Here is a 15,576-nt window from a genome sequence, read left to right on the forward strand (position 1 = left end):
AAAGAACATTTCTACTCTTTTTTTTTAATCTCCGCCTTATTTTTTAAAGCGTTCTTCAACCGCCCTTGCATGAGCTTCTAGCCCTTCTAAACGAGCAAACGCTGCGATTTTTGAGACATTTTTCTGCAGGGCTTGTTGGCTGTATGAAATAATACTAGACTTCTTCACAAATGAATCAACTGATAAAGGACTTGAGAATTTTGCTGTCCCATTGGTTGGAAGAACATGGTTTGGTCCTGCGAAATAATCGCCAACAGGTTCTGAACTGTATCTTCCTAGAAAAATAGCACCGGCATGACGAATGGAACCTAAAAGTTCAAGGGGACTTTCAGTCATAATTTCTAAATGCTCAGGGGCTAATTGATTCACAGCTTCAACCGCTTCTTCTAATGACCCGGTCACATAAATAGCACCATGGTTATCAATAGAAGGTTTGGCAATTTCTTTACGTGGTAAAGATTCTACTTGCCTTTCCACTTCTTCTTTAACAGCTTCGGCTAACTTCATAGAAGGCGTAACTAAAATACTTGAAGCTAATTTGTCATGTTCTGCTTGAGACAATAAATCAGCGGCCACTTCGTTCGGCTTAGCCGTATCGTCTGCTAGTACGACAATTTCACTAGGTCCAGCAATTGAGTCAATGTCTACTAAGCCATATACTTCTCTCTTCGCCAATGCAACAAAGATATTACCAGGCCCTACAATTTTATCGACGGGTTGAATTGTTTCTGTTCCATAGGCAAGTGCTCCTACTGCCTGAGCTCCCCCTACTTTATAAATCTCTTCTACCCCAAGCTCACTCGCTGCTACAACTACTCCAGCAGGAAGCGCGCCGTCTTTTCCTGGAGGTGAAACCATCACGATACGTTTTACACCTGCCACTTGAGCAGGAATGACATTCATTAAAACGGAAGAAGGATACGCTGCAAGACCTCCCGGTACATAAACACCTACTGCATCTAAAGGCGTTACTTTCTGCCCTAAAATGGTGCCGTCTTCTTTTGTTGTCATCCAAGACTGCTCGACCATTCTTGCGTGGTAATCACGAATGTTGTCAGCAGCTTCACGAATGATTGACAGCATATCTGCATCAACCAGCTCATAAGCACGCTTCTTTTCTTGTTCTGTCACAAGCAAAGAAGAAAGCTCAACGCCGTCAAATTGGGCTGTATATCTTTTTAAAGCTTCGTCTTTTTGCTCTTGCACTTGTTTTAAAATATTTACGACAATTTCTCTTTGGGCACTCGTCCCTTGATCAATCGTACGCTTTAAGCTCACTTGTTCTGTTACACGTGTAATTTTCAATGTATGTCACCTCTTTTATACAGGTTGAACCACTTGGGCTAAACGATTCACTAAATCATCAATTCGTTCGTCTTTTAAACGATAGCTTACAGGGTTCACAATCAAACGCGATGTAATATCTTCAATGTGCTCCAATTCAACAAGTCCGTTCTCTTTTAGTGTTTGTCCTGTTGATACAATATCAACAATCCGATCAGCAAGGCCGATTAAAGGCGCTAATTCAATCGAACCATTCAATTTAATAATCTCTACTTGCTCTCCTTGCTCCCTGAAATAAGTAGATGCTACATTTGGATATTTGGTTGCCACTTTTTGAGCAATTTCTGATTTTTTAGCATTAGGCAAGCCGGCAACGGCCAGATGACATTTACTAATATTTAAATCCAACAGCTCATAGACATCTCGTTCTTCTTCTAACATTACGTCTTTGCCTGCAATACCAAGATCCGCTACTCCGTATTCTACATAAGTAGTAACGTCCATTGGTTTCGCTAAAATAAAGCGCATGTTCTCTTCAGGAATGTCTACAATCAGCTTGCGCGAATCGTCAAATTCTGGCGGCAATTGAAAGTTTGCTTGACGCAAAAGTTCAGCTGCTTCTTCAAAAATACGTCCTTTTGGCATTGCAATTGTTAATAGTTCACTCATTATTGTCCCCCCTTGCCTCGTTTTCCAATTAGAAACGTGACTTCTTCAAACTGTGCAGTAAATACATCAACATCATCAACGCCCGCAATTTCCTGAGTCACTACCCGGTATCCTTGCTTGCGCTGTTCAGCAGCTAAAGCTAATGCCTCATCTAAACGCTCTTGACTATATAATATGCCGTACACTACTGAAGGCTCATATACTTCTTCGCCCAGCGCTTCAATTAAGCGGTCGAGCTGAATTCCAAATCCTGTAGCTGGTGTTTTAGACGCGAATTTTTCAAGAAGCTGGTCATAACGTCCTCCATTACCGATATGGAAACCAACGTTTTCAGCAAAAACTTCAAATAAAATACCTGTGTAATAGCTCATATGACTGACTAAGTTAAAATCAATTTTAATTTCATCCGTTACACCGTACGCATCAAGCATATTCCATAGCTTTTTCAAATCACCGGCTGCTTTTTGCCCAGCTTCGTTTTCAACGAGTTCAACCGCTTCTTCAATCTTCTTTTCATCTCCACGCAGGTTAAGCAGCTGAAGGAGACGCTGTTTATCGATAGAAGATAGATTCAAATCTTTTACATGATTACGATAACCCACGTAATTTTTCTCATATAAAAAGCGGCGAAGCACGTTAGCACGTTCTTCATTTCCGACAATCTCTAAAAAAAGCGAATTAACGAACCCGATGTGGCCAATTGCGACTTTAAATGATTTAAGTCCCGCTCTTTTTAATGCGCCGATCATGAGAGCAATGACTTCAGCATCGCTGCTCATCGTAGCATCTCCAATTAGCTCAACGCCTATTTGCTCAAACTCCGCCGGGCGGCCACCCTCACGCTGCTGAGCTCGGAATACATTTGCTTCATAAGCTAAGCGCAAAGGAGAATTATTTAAAAGTTTTGAAGCGGCCACACGTGCAAATGGCGTTGTTACATCCGGTCGCAGCACAAGCGTATGCCCTTCTTTATCTAAAAGTTTAAACAATTGTTGATCTAAAATAGCTGATGCGCTTCCTACCGTCTCGTAGTATTCCACAGTAGGTGTTGCCATATATTGATAGCCCCAGCTGCTGATTTCATCTGCCAGCTGACTGCGAACTTGTTTTTTTCTTTCAAAAAGAGCTGGCAGGGTATCTCTCATTCCAAGGGGTTTTTCAAACATAAATAACTTTGACATTCTGACACGTCCTTTAAGCTTGATTTTATCTATTAAGGAACCATTGATAGGTTGATTTTACTTTATCGCGCTAATGTATTAGCGAAATAACAAATTAAAGTTATTGATAGTTTACACCCGATAAAGTCAGCCGTCAACCGCCAGCTGTTCAAATTTACAAAAAAAACCACAGCTTAGTTCTTGCTAAGTTGTGGCTTTAGGTTCTGCTTCCCTGCGCTTTTCCATTTCTTCTTTTGTATAGATGACACGCATAGGGTTACCTCCAACAAAGAAACCGGGTGCTACATCTTTATGAACCACCGTTCCAGCCGCTACAACCGCTTCGTTGCCGATTGTTACACCTGGAAGGATGGTGCTATTTGCTCCAATCATCACTTCATCCCCAATGATGACATCTCCAAGACGATATTCCGTTATCAGATATTCATGAGCGAGAATAGTGGTATTGTATCCAATGACCGTATTGCGTCCTACTTGTATTTTTTCAGGAAACATAATATCAAGCATCACCATAAGGGCAAAGGATGTTTGAGGTCCTACTTTCATCCCTAAGCACGCTTTATACAGCCAGTTTTTCATCGAAAGAACAGGCGTATAACGAGCGCATTGAATGATGAGGAAGTTGCGCACTACTTTCCAAAAAGGCACGGTCTTATAGACATGCCAAAGGGAGTTAGCTCCTTTAACCGGATAGCGCGTTGTTTTTCTCACTGACGTTCTCCTTTTAATATATTAATTAAATCCGTCATATTTTCTAAAATAATATCAGGGTTATAAGAAGCGATATGATCTCTTCCTTTTGCACTCCAAGCAACTCCAGCTGTTTTCATGTAAGCTCTTTGGCCGGAAACGATATCGTGATGGTTATCTCCTACCATCAGCGCTTCTTCAGGTTTAGCATCAAGCAGATTCAGCGCTTTTTCGACCGGCTCAGGATGCGGCTTTGCATTTGTTACGTCTTCAATTGCGACAATCGTATTAAAGAACTGATCTAACTTTGTTAACTTAAGCCCCATCATGACCGTATTTCTTTGCTTAGTTGTGACAATACCTAATTTATAATTCTGCTCGTGCAGCCATTTAACTGTTTCAAGTACGCCTTCAAATTCTTTCACAAGCAAATCATGATTGGCTAGATTATGCGTGCGATACATCTCAATCATTTCGTTTACTTTCGTTTTATCCATTTCTACAAACGTGTCGTATAAAGGCGGACCCATGAACTGTAAAATATCTTCACGAGTGTATTGTTCAGGATAATAGTGATTAAGCGTATGAGTAAACGAAGCAATAATTAATTCATTTGTATCAATTAACGTACCGTCTAAATCAAACAAAACCGTATTAATCGTCATTATTCATTTCCTTCCCTTGCGTCAAATCAAGTTTGTCTAAACCTTGTAGCTTTTCTTCATTTACGCCTTAGATTGTGTTTCTTCATTCTCTAAGTATTTCTGTTTACTCATTCCCGTCACGCGGCGGATAATAATTAAAATAATGGCTATGACAATCAGTGCAAGTGAAACAACTTGAGCGATTCTGAGTGTATGCGTCAGCATTAAACTATCCGTGCGAAGCCCTTCTACAAAGAAGCGTCCAACTGAGTACCAGATTAAATAAGATAAGAAAATTTCTCCTTTTCGCAGACTGGTGCGGCGAAGTACCATCAACAGGATAAATCCGGCAAAATCCCATAATGATTCGTATAAAAACGTAGGGTGATAATATGTACCATTAATATACATTTGGTTAATAATAAAATTTGGAAGGTGCAACCCTTCTAAAAAAGCACGGGTAACCGGCCCCCCATGTGCCTCTTGATTCATAAAGTTGCCCCAGCGCCCAATGGCTTGGCCAAGGATTAAACTAGGCGCAGCAATATCAGCCAACTTCCAAAATGAAATCTTTTTTACTTTCGAATACACAATGGCAGTTAATACGCCTCCGATTAAGCCACCATGAATGGCGATCCCGCCTTGCCAAATCTGAGGTATTTCGTTCAAATGCTTTGAATAGTATCCCCATTCAAAGGATACATAATAAATTCGTGCACAAATAATAGCTATTGGCACAGCAAATAGAATAAGATCAACAAATGTATCTTTTGATAAGCCTCTTCTTACGCTTTCTCTTGTCGCAATATAAAGACCCAACAGAACACCTGCACCGATAATGACACCATACCAGTAGACCGTTAGAGGGCCAATTTCAAGGAAAACGCGATCTAACGGCTGAATAGTTGCTTCCACAAGTTAACACCCTTTCTTATAAATCTTCACGGTCTCCTTCTTCAATTACATCTGTTAGACGTGCAGAAAATTGTTCTGCTGCGTTAATACCCATACGCTTTAAGCGGAAGTTCATTGCTGCCACTTCAATGATAACAGCTAAGTTTCGTCCCGGACGTACTGGCAATGTAATTTTTGTAACGTCTGTATCAATAATTTTCATTTTATCTTCTTCTAAACCAAGGCGATCATAATGTTTCTGCTGATCCCATGTCTCTAACTGAATAACAAGTGAAATTCGCTTATAGCTTCGTACAGCTCCTGCGCCGAATAGCGTCATCACATTGATGATCCCTAGTCCTCGAATTTCAAGCAAATGCTCGATTAAACCAGGCGCATTTCCTACAAGGGTGTCTTGATCTTCTTGACGGATTTCCACACAGTCATCGGCTACTAGACGATGACCCCTCTTAACAAGCTCTAGAGCTGTTTCACTTTTACCAACGCCGCTTTTTCCCATGATTAATACACCAATTCCGTATATATCAACTAATACGCCGTGCAGGGCAGTCGTAGGTGCTAGCCGGCTTTCAAGAAAATTCGTTAAATGGCTGGAAAGTCGCGTTGTTTTAAAGCTCGAACGCAGCACAGGAACTGATTCACGCTCTGAAGCTTCGATAAGTTCTTTCGGTACATCCATTTCGCGCGAAACAATGATAGCCGGCGTGATATCTGTACACATCTTTTCCATTCGAACTTTTTTTTGTTCATCATCTAACTGTTTAAAAAATGATAGTTCTGTTTTACCTAACAGCTGAATACGTTCTGCTGGGTAATATGTAAAATAACCTGCCATTTCAATACCCGGGCGTGAAATATCACTTGTTGAAATAGGACGGTCGATTCCTTCTTCTCCGCTAATAAGCTCTAATTTAAATTTCTCAATGATGTCTTTTGTACGTACTTTAACCACCGTGCATCCTCCTTTTATAAACAGTCATATACCTGTTCATGTCTACAGTATATCCAACTCTCGCTTTTATGTCGCGTTTGGTTCTACTAGCCACTTTATTTTATCATTAATACGGAAAGAAAAGAAAAAAAGATGGCATAGGCTGCATCGCCTTACCATCTTTTTTAGAAAATTAAATATTGCAAGAAAGTTATCTTCTATTTTGAAGCGGTTCAACAATCACTCGTTGAATAAGCGCATTTAAAAGCGACATGATTACTGAGGCTAAAAGCGCTGTACCAAACCCGTCAACATTAAAAGAATCTCCCATAACACTTTGTGTAATCATCAGCGTAATGGCATTAATGACGAATAAGAATAGGCCAAGCGTAAGAAACGTCACCGGCAGGGTGAGTAAAATTAAAATCGGCTTAACAAACACATTCAAAATCGATAGAATTAAGCTCGCGATAATAGCTGCACTGACCGATTCCAAGTGAAAGGTGTCAATATAACCTGCGATTACGATTAATACGAGGGCATTGATTAAAATACTAATGATTCCACGCAATAACATTTTTAGAAATCTCCTTCTTCATTTGGAACTAAAAACACAAAAATCATATATAAAATGACCGGAGTACCTACTGTAAAAAATAAACTGATGATAAACAATACGCGGAGTAGTGAAGCATCTATTCCGATATACTGAGAAATACCGCCGATAACACCCGCAAGCTTGCGATTTGTTCGCGAACGATACAACTTTCGCACGTTAATCATCTCCTTTGTTTTTTTACTAAAACAAGCATTTTCTATTTTATAACAATTGAGCCCGTTTTGGATTCAGCTAACAATTTATAGCCTTTCGGCGAAGCGACATTTGCTTTGAAACGAAGTTGTTTCATCACCGTTTCTTTTTTCTCATCTACTATTTCCATCTCAGGAAGTGTACACGTAAAATTCCCAAAGTTAGATTTCAAATCTCCATCAACGGAGAGGTGGGACGGCGTATAGAGCGTAATGCTTCCTGTAGTCGTTTTGAAAAATGCTTTTTCAATACGCTCTCCTTTTAAATACGTATCAATATCCCCGTTAAATGTCTGAACATCAATCTTTTTTGTATCTCCATCAAATTTAACCGTTCCATTGATTGTTTCAAGCTCACATTTCGAAGCGAGTATTCGAGAAAGTTCCATATGCCCGTTTGATGTCTCCATTTCAAGAGAATGGCTATTCACATCGTAAAAGCGGATGGTGCCATTAGCTGTTTTGGCTTTCAGGTCTCGTACGCTTAGTCTTTCCCCATCGATTGAACCATTAAACATACGGAGCTTGACGCGTTCATATTCCATTTCTGGAATATAAATAATCGCTTTCACCTTCATTTGCTTTTGCTGAATTGCAAAGCGCAGTTTGCCATTTTCGATGGAAAATGCGGTATGCTGCAAGAAAGTGCGGCGCGCTTCATCCGAATTCTCTACTTTGTAGATAGCAGCTTCACACTCTATTCGTACTTCTGTACTTCCCCAAGGTCGGAGTTGAACGCTTCCATTTGCTAAATCTACGTCAATCTCTTGAATATATGCTTCTGATTGCTGAAAGATGTGCTGAACGTCAATCGAAGGACCAAAGTTAAAATCTAAATCTCCTTCTTTTACTTTTTTTACCGTTTGATCTACAAATGTAAATAATTTTTCCTTTAAAGAGCTTTGAGATGACTTAGAAGCGTACGTTTTTTTCTGTTTTCCTCCTACATAAGGGGATAGCTCAGCTTTATCAGGCGTAGCATAGTAAGAGTCATTAGCTGAGTCTTTTTCCAGTGAATTCAGCAAGGTTAAAGCCTCATCTACGCTAAGTTTCCCTTCTTCTACCATCTGTAAAATTTGTTTGCGCTTTTCACTCATACCTTCCATCTCCTCTTTACGTTTTAGTCATTTAACTTTTATCTGCTTAATATTTGTATCCCTTTTACAATATTCCATACAAACACAACAACATTAACTAAAGAAACAACAACTAAAGCTACAATTAAAAGAATAAATACCGTTCCACTAGAGCCAGTAAGAGCAGGAAGCAAGAAAAATAAGAACAAGATCGCTGTAGCGATAGGTAATAAATGTGACAAAAATGCAGTTTTTGCATGTTTCTTTACTTCTATGTTATGAACAACAAAATAAATAATAATAGGTAATAAAAATGGTGCAAAGAAAACGCTAAAATAATTTAAGGAAGATAGTATGCGATTTCCTTCCATAATAATCAGCTCCTTATATCATGTATTACGTTTTAATGAGTTAAAAAGTTTCATTCTTTATAAAAAAGACACCAATGCTGGTGTCTTTTAACGAGTTAATGCCTCTGCTTTTTCAACTTTTTTCTCCATACGCTTACGGTCACGTTCTAAAATTGGCTTCAAATAATGGCCCGTATAGGATTCTTTTACTTTCGCCACTTCTTCTGGCGTACCCGTAGCCACAATTTGTCCGCCTTTATCTCCACCTTCAGGCCCTAAATCAAGTAGATAATCAGCTGCTTTGATCACGTCTAAATTATGTTCGATCACTAGAACTGTATCTCCATTTTCAACTAAACGCTGAAGCACTTTTAATAAACGTGCGATATCATCGACATGAAGACCGGTAGTCGGTTCGTCTAAAATGTACAGCGTTCTTCCTGTTGAGCGACGGTGAAGCTCTGAAGCTAACTTTACACGCTGGGCCTCTCCACCCGATAAAGTAGTGGCCGGCTGTCCAAGCGTGATATAGCCAAGTCCTACATCGTAAATGGTCTGCAGCTTCCGCTTAATCTTTGGAATGTTTTCAAAGAAGTGAAGCGCGTCTTCAACTGTCATATCCAACACATCTGAAATGTTTTGATCTTTGTATTTTACTTCTAAAGTTTCCCGGTTATATCGTTTGCCGTGGCAGACTTCGCAAGGAACGTATACATCTGGCAGGAAATGCATTTCGATTTTAATAATACCGTCTCCTCGACAAGCTTCACAGCGGCCGCCTTTCACGTTAAAGCTAAAGCGGCCTTTTTTATATCCGCGCACTTTTGCTTCGTTTGTTTGGGCAAATACATCTCGAATGTCATCAAATACACCTGTATAGGTTGCAGGGTTTGAACGAGGCGTACGGCCTATGGGAGACTGATCAATATCAATGACTTTATCTAAATGTTCAATGCCTTTGATTTCTTTATGTTCTCCTGCTTTGCTTTTTGCTTTATGCAGCTTTTGCGCCAATGATTTGTGAAGGATATCATTTACAAGCGTACTCTTACCTGATCCAGATACACCTGTAACAGCTGTGAATACACCTAACGGAAGCTTTGCTTTTACATTTTTCAAATTATTTTCTTTTGCTCCTATAATTTCAATCATCCGATCTTTATCTATCGAACGTCTTTCGGCTGGAAGTGGAATAAACTTCTCTCCTGATAGATATTGACCCGTTAAGGAATTTTCATCATCCATCACTTCCTGAGGCGTGCCTTGAGAAACAACGGCACCCCCGTGTACGCCGGCTCCTGGTCCGATATCAATTAAATAATCAGCTGCCATCATCGTATCTTCATCATGCTCTACAACAATCAACGTATTTCCAATATCGCGCATGTCTTGCATTGTGCGAATTAAGCGATCGTTGTCACGTTGATGAAGACCGATAGAAGGTTCATCTAAAATATAAAGAACCCCCGTCAAACGAGAACCGATTTGAGTAGCCAAGCGAATGCGCTGCGCTTCCCCTCCTGAAAGAGTTCCAGCAGAGCGGTTCAATGTTAAGTAATCAAGTCCCACGTTAATGAGAAAGCTTAGACGCTCACGAATTTCACGCAGTATCATATCCGCAATCTTCATGTCTTTTTCAGATAAACTGAGACTTTCAAAAAAGTCATATGCTTCTTTTACTGAAAAGCGTGTTGTATCTCCTATATGCTTTTCGTCAATAAGCACCGCTAAGCTTTCGCGTTTTAAACGATTTCCTTTACATTTTGGACAAGCTTGCTGAGCCATGTATTTTTCCATTTGCTCACGGATATAATCAGAACTTGTTTCATGATAACGGCGTTCTACGTTCCGAAGCACACCTTCAAATTCGATATGATTTTCTCTTACTTGGCCAAAATCATTTTCATAGCGAAAGTAAATTTTTTCTTTACCGCTGCCATATAATACTTTATCAAATAAATGTTCCGGGATATCTCGAACCGGCACATCCATGTCGATGCCGTAATGTGTACATACGGCTTCAAGCAGCTGCGGATAGTATTGAGAACTTGTTGGCTCCCAAGGTGCAATTGCGTGCTGATGAAGTGTTAAGTCATAGTTAGGAATCACTAAATCTTTATCCACTTCCAATTTCGTTCCTAACCCGTCACACGTTGGACACGCCCCGTACGGACTATTAAATGAAAACATGCGGGGCTCAAGTTCTCCAATGGAGAAGCCACATTTTGGACAAGCATGATGCTCGCTAAAAAGTAATTCTTCCTCACCTATTACATCAATAATTACTTTCCCATCTCCAAGGCGAAGAGCTGATTCCAAAGAGTCCGACAAACGAGCGGCTACACCTTCTTTGACAACAACGCGATCAATCACTACTTCAATGGAGTGCTTTTTGTTTTTTTCCAGTTCAATTTCTTCTGTTATTTCACGCATTTCTCCGTCTACTCGAATGCGAACGTACCCTTCCTTTTTAATATCTTCTAATACTTTTACATGGGTGCCTTTTCGGCCAGATACCACAGGGGCCAGTACTTGAAGTTTTGTACGTTCAGGGTACTCTAAAATTCTATCTACCATTTGCTCAATCGTTTGAGACGTAATTTCAATTCCATGATTAGGACAAATCGGCTTTCCTACACGAGCAAACAAAAGGCGCAAATAGTCATAGATTTCGGTCACAGTTCCGACGGTTGAACGAGGGTTTCGGCTCGTTGTTTTTTGATCGATTGAAATAGCAGGCGACAATCCTTCGATCGAATCTACATCTGGCTTATCCATTTGACCTAAAAACTGTCTTGCATACGCCGAAAGTGACTCGACATAACGTCTTTGTCCTTCAGCATAGATTGTATCGAAAGCTAAAGAAGATTTACCAGAACCTGACAAACCTGTTAATACCACTAATTTGTCTCGCGGGATTTCAATATCGATATTTTTCAAATTGTGGGCTCGTGCACCTTTTACCACGATTTTTTCCATCGCCATGTTTTATCACCCTTCCGCTTTTAATTCTAGAATCAAGTCACGAAGCTCAGCTGCGCGTTCAAAGTTAAGCGCTTTGGCTGCTTCTTTCATTTCTTGTTCCATTTCTTCTACGAGCTTTGCTTTTTCTTTTTTATTGAGTTTATCAAATGCCGGTGCTTCTTCATACGTTTCTGTATCTTCTGCTACTACTGTTGCACGAATTGAGCCTCGAACTTCTTTTTGAATCGTTGTCGGTGTAATACCATGCTCTTCGTTGTAAGCTTCTTGAATACTTCTACGACGCTTGGTCTCATTGATAGCAATGTCCATAGAGTTTGTGATGCGATCTGCATACATAATGACATGTCCATTAGCATTTCGCGCAGCACGTCCAATGGTTTGAATAAGCGATCGTTCTGAACGCAAGAATCCTTCTTTGTCCGCATCTAATATGGTTACTAACGAAACTTCTGGAATATCTAAACCTTCACGAAGTAAGTTAATCCCTATGAGCACATCATATTTTCCAAGCCGCAGCTCTCGGATAATTTCAATACGCTCGAGCGTCTTCACCTCAGAGTGAAGATATTGAACTTTAATGCCAATTTCTTTTAAGTAGTTCGTTAAATCCTCAGACATTTTCTTTGTTAACGTCGTGACGAGCACTCGTTCATTTCGCTTAATCCGGTCGTGAATTTCTCCAATTAAATCATCAATCTGCCCTTCAATTGGTCGAACTTCAATATTTGGATCTAATAATCCCGTTGGACGGATAATTTGTTCAATCACCTCAGGCGCCTTCTCAAGTTCGTAAGGACCTGGTGTTGCTGAAACATGGACGATTTGTTTAATATGCTGTTCAAATTCATCAAATTTAAGCGGACGGTTATCTAATGCAGACGGCAAGCGGAAACCATGGTCCACCAACACTTGTTTACGCGCTTGGTCTCCATTATACATTCCTCTAACTTGAGGAATGGTAACGTGGGATTCATCCACCACAAGAAGGAAATCTTCCGGGAAGAAATCCAGCAGTGTATAAGGTGTAGAACCAGCCGGACGAAGCGTTAAATGACGAGAGTAATTCTCGATTCCTGAACAAAATCCCATTTCTCTCATCATTTCTAGGTCGTAGCGAGTGCGCTGCTCCAAGCGCTGCGCTTCTAAAAGCTTTCCTGCTTCTTTTAACTTCTCTAGCTGTTCTTCTAGTTCTTTTTCAATGTTTTGAATGGCCACACGCATTTTTTCTTCCCTCGTGACGAAGTGAGATGCCGGGAAGATAGCCACGTGTTCACGATCTCCAATAATTTCTCCTGTTAAGGCGTCGACTTCGCGAATGCGGTCAATTTCATCCCCGAAAAATTCCACGCGAATACAGTGTTCATCTCGAGACACAGGAAAAATCTCAACAACATCACCGCGAACGCGGAACGTTCCGCGCTTGAAGTCAATATCGTTTCTTTCGTACTGTACATCCACTAGCGTACGAAGCAGCTGATTGCGTTCTTTTTCCATTCCTACTCGAAGAGATACGACCATTTCTTTGTATTCTTCCGGAGACCCTAATCCATAAATACAGGATACGCTGGCAATAATAATGACATCTTTTCGTTCAAAAAGAGCAGAAGTTGCCGAGTGACGAAGTTTATCAATCTCGTCATTAATGCTTGCATCTTTTTCAATAAATGTATCTGTTTGAGGTACATAAGCTTCAGGCTGATAGTAATCATAGTAACTGACAAAGTATTCGACTGCATTATTAGGAAAAAACTCTTTAAACTCACTGTACAATTGACCAGCAAGCGTTTTGTTATGAGCCATAATTAATGTCGGCTTATTTATTTCCTTAATAACATTAGACATAGTGAAGGTTTTTCCCGTTCCTGTAGCACCTAATAATACTTGATGCTGCTTACCTTCTTTAATTCCTTTCACAATCTTTTCAATTGCCTTTGGCTGATCACCTTGCGGTTGATATGGGGATACTAATTCAAACTGATCTTTCAAATGAAGGCCTCCGTTTCTATTTTCTTGTTTTATCTATTTTTATTACGATATGTAAAAACCGAAAACGCGAACTGATATTCGTATTTTATCACTTTATACTCATAAATGAAACTAATGAGTATTAATCTTATATAGTGTTTGTTTGTTTTGATTTTTTACCCTGTTACTTTATTACCCACTAAATTCTTATACTACCCTTTTCGAGGGGAATACAACTCTTTAGATGAAAGCAATAAAAGAAAGTAAGCTGCCTAATTGTTTGAAAAAGATAGGCTTTTGCGCCAATTTCTAAATTATGATACAGTATAAAAAATATGTACTGAGAGGGGTTTAGTATGGCAAGCGTTGATCAAGTTCTTATAAATAACTCCTTTATAACAGTTGAAGAATCAACTTCTTTAGCTAAAGTGAAATCTGAACTTTCCAACTATGATTTCGTTGTAGTCACAGCAAGTACCTTTTATGTAATACAAAAAGATGAACGATACCTTTTAACAGGTCATGACGAGGCATCGTCCATTAAAAAAGTAATAGCGGACACAAATTGGCCTTCATCTTCTACTTCTACGTTAGCCAATTTACAAGCCAACACAAACTGGAATAGACCAGTCCTCATTCAAGCAGAAAACCAAGAAACCACAATAGGACTTGTAACACCTTCACAGTGGATTACACATTTGCATAGCCAAAATGAGATATTAGCTTCCTATTTTGATACATTGGCAGAAACCATTAATGATGCAGTGACAGCGGTCGATCATGAAGGAAATGTAATCTTGTGGAATACTGCTGCGGAACATACGTATAAGATTCAGAGAGATGATATTATTGGTAGAAAAATCGGAGAGCATTTTAAAGATGAATCCATCATTCTACATACGATTCTAAATGAAGGGCGTCCTGTGCGCGGAACGTATCATCGTCCTAATGAACAAACTCACGTGCTTATCAATGCATCTCCTATTATAAGAAACAACCGAGTCATAGGTGGAGTCGCAACCGAACATGACATTACCAATATTGTAAGACTAAATGAAGAAATTGATGTATCTCTTCTCATTCCGAAAGATAATCCATTTTCTTCTTTTGCGGGTATCAGTCCTGAAATTAAGCAAGCCGTTGACATTGCCAAAAAAGTGGCATCTACAGATATGCCTATTTTATTAACAGGAGAACCTGGTTCTGGGAAAGAAATGCTGGCTCAGGCCATCCACTACGGGGGATCCAAACATAAAGAACCTTTTTTATCTTTAAATTGCGCCACTATTCCATCTGGACTTCTGGAAATTGAACTCTTTGGTCATCAAAAAGACGTCTTTTCAGAAGATCCAACGACCATTGCAGGAAAACTGGAGCAGGCTCATAACGGGACGTTATTTATTGAAGAAATTGATAAAATGCCTCTTGAAATTCAAGTTAAGTTTCTCCGTTACTTGGAAGAACGAGCCTTTTATCACGTTGGAGGCACGGAAGAAATTCAAGTCCAAACCCGAATTGTAGCCTCTACTACGACGCCTTTGGAAGAGTTGCTAAAAGCCGGTGAATTCCATGAAAATCTTTACTATTTGCTGACCGTCATTAATATTATCATTCCGCCGCTTCGAGACCATAAAGAAGACATTGAAGCATTAACGCAGCAATTTGTACAGGAATTTAGTAAAAAGTATAAAAAGAAGGCTCCTTTCATCAGCTCTGAAGTTCTCGAAGCCTTTATGCAATACGATTGGCCAGGAAATATTCGCGAGCTGAGAAATACGATTGAACGAATGATTTTTCTTAGTGATCAGTCGTTGATTACCCTTACGCACCTTCCTGACAATCTGAAGGATGCCAGTTCTTTCACAGAAGTTCAAAAAGAAGAAGATTCTCTCCAAGAAGCTAGGCTAATAGAAGAGACTCTTCAAAAAACCTACGGAAACAAAAGTGCAGCAGCAGATCTGCTTGGCATTTCGCGCGGCACCCTTTATAACAAAATCAAAGAATACGGATTAAACTAATTAAAAAATTCGACACGAAGCTCAGGATACTTGTGTCGAATTTTTTATGTTTCTTGAA

The 15,576-nt window shown here is 39.7% G+C and carries 14 protein-coding genes; 1 reads left to right on the forward strand and 13 read right to left on the reverse strand.

What is annotated here, in order from left to right; all coding sequences use genetic code 11:
- Nucleotides 1–36: 36 nt before the first annotated feature.
- The 13 genes from hisD to uvrB form a co-directional block, all read right to left on the reverse strand.
- Entirely contained in the window at nucleotides 37–1,305 is a 1,269-nt protein-coding gene (gene hisD, locus MKX72_RS25600; RefSeq protein WP_033580419.1) for a histidinol dehydrogenase, read from the reverse strand.
- A gap of 15 nt (nucleotides 1,306–1,320) precedes the next feature.
- Nucleotides 1,321–1,953, reverse strand: a complete 633-nt coding sequence (gene hisG, locus MKX72_RS25605; protein ID WP_155008477.1) for an ATP phosphoribosyltransferase — start codon at nucleotides 1,951–1,953, stop codon at nucleotides 1,321–1,323.
- The gene (locus MKX72_RS25610) at nucleotides 1,953–3,134 is read right to left on the reverse strand and encodes an ATP phosphoribosyltransferase regulatory subunit (protein ID WP_028412043.1); all 1,182 of its coding nucleotides are present in this window, start codon (nucleotides 3,132–3,134) and stop codon (nucleotides 1,953–1,955) included. The genes hisG and MKX72_RS25610 overlap by 1 nt, the downstream gene beginning before the upstream one ends.
- A 183-nt stretch (nucleotides 3,135–3,317) precedes the next feature.
- Nucleotides 3,318–3,845, reverse strand: a complete 528-nt coding sequence (locus tag MKX72_RS25615) for an acyltransferase (protein WP_155008476.1) — start codon at nucleotides 3,843–3,845, stop codon at nucleotides 3,318–3,320.
- Nucleotides 3,842–4,489: a pyrophosphatase PpaX gene (gene ppaX, locus MKX72_RS25620; protein WP_155008475.1), complete on the reverse strand. Its 648-nt coding sequence runs from the start codon at nucleotides 4,487–4,489 to the stop codon at nucleotides 3,842–3,844. The genes MKX72_RS25615 and ppaX overlap by 4 nt, the downstream gene beginning before the upstream one ends.
- A 60-nt stretch (nucleotides 4,490–4,549) precedes the next feature.
- Nucleotides 4,550–5,383, reverse strand: a complete 834-nt coding sequence (lgt, locus tag MKX72_RS25625; protein WP_033580417.1) for a prolipoprotein diacylglyceryl transferase — start codon at nucleotides 5,381–5,383, stop codon at nucleotides 4,550–4,552.
- Between the two features lie 16 nt (nucleotides 5,384–5,399).
- Nucleotides 5,400–6,335: an HPr(Ser) kinase/phosphatase gene (gene hprK, locus MKX72_RS25630; protein ID WP_013059726.1), complete on the reverse strand. Its 936-nt coding sequence runs from the start codon at nucleotides 6,333–6,335 to the stop codon at nucleotides 5,400–5,402.
- A 190-nt stretch (nucleotides 6,336–6,525) separates the two neighbouring features.
- Nucleotides 6,526–6,891: a phage holin family protein gene (locus tag MKX72_RS25635; RefSeq protein ID WP_155008474.1), complete on the reverse strand. Its 366-nt coding sequence runs from the start codon at nucleotides 6,889–6,891 to the stop codon at nucleotides 6,526–6,528.
- Nucleotides 6,892–6,893: 2 nt separating this feature from the next.
- The gene (locus tag MKX72_RS25640; RefSeq protein WP_013059728.1) at nucleotides 6,894–7,088 is read right to left on the reverse strand and encodes a PspC domain-containing protein; all 195 of its coding nucleotides are present in this window, start codon (nucleotides 7,086–7,088) and stop codon (nucleotides 6,894–6,896) included.
- Between the two features lie 41 nt (nucleotides 7,089–7,129).
- Nucleotides 7,130–8,221, reverse strand: coding sequence for a DUF4097 family beta strand repeat-containing protein (locus tag MKX72_RS25645; RefSeq protein WP_028412039.1), 1,092 nt, complete (start codon nucleotides 8,219–8,221; stop codon nucleotides 7,130–7,132).
- Nucleotides 8,222–8,259: 38 nt separating this feature from the next.
- Nucleotides 8,260–8,571, reverse strand: coding sequence for a hypothetical protein (locus tag MKX72_RS25650; RefSeq protein ID WP_013059730.1), 312 nt, complete (start codon nucleotides 8,569–8,571; stop codon nucleotides 8,260–8,262).
- A gap of 87 nt (nucleotides 8,572–8,658) precedes the next feature.
- A complete protein-coding gene (uvrA, locus tag MKX72_RS25655; RefSeq protein ID WP_028412038.1) occupies nucleotides 8,659–11,535 on the reverse strand; it encodes an excinuclease ABC subunit UvrA in 2,877 nt (958 codons plus the stop codon).
- Between the two features lie 6 nt (nucleotides 11,536–11,541).
- Nucleotides 11,542–13,521: an excinuclease ABC subunit UvrB gene (gene uvrB / locus MKX72_RS25660; protein WP_033580416.1), complete on the reverse strand. Its 1,980-nt coding sequence runs from the start codon at nucleotides 13,519–13,521 to the stop codon at nucleotides 11,542–11,544.
- Between the two features lie 335 nt (nucleotides 13,522–13,856).
- Here uvrB and MKX72_RS25665 point away from each other — a divergent pair, with 335 nt between their 5' ends.
- Entirely contained in the window at nucleotides 13,857–15,518 is a 1,662-nt protein-coding gene (locus MKX72_RS25665) for a sigma-54 interaction domain-containing protein (protein ID WP_047749599.1), read from the forward strand.
- The last annotated feature ends 58 nt before the right edge of the window (nucleotides 15,519–15,576 follow it).

Origin of the sequence: Priestia sp. FSL R5-0597 (assembly GCF_038006305.1) — a bacterium.
Classification (GTDB): Bacteria; Bacillota; Bacilli; order Bacillales; family Bacillaceae_H; genus Priestia; species Priestia zanthoxyli.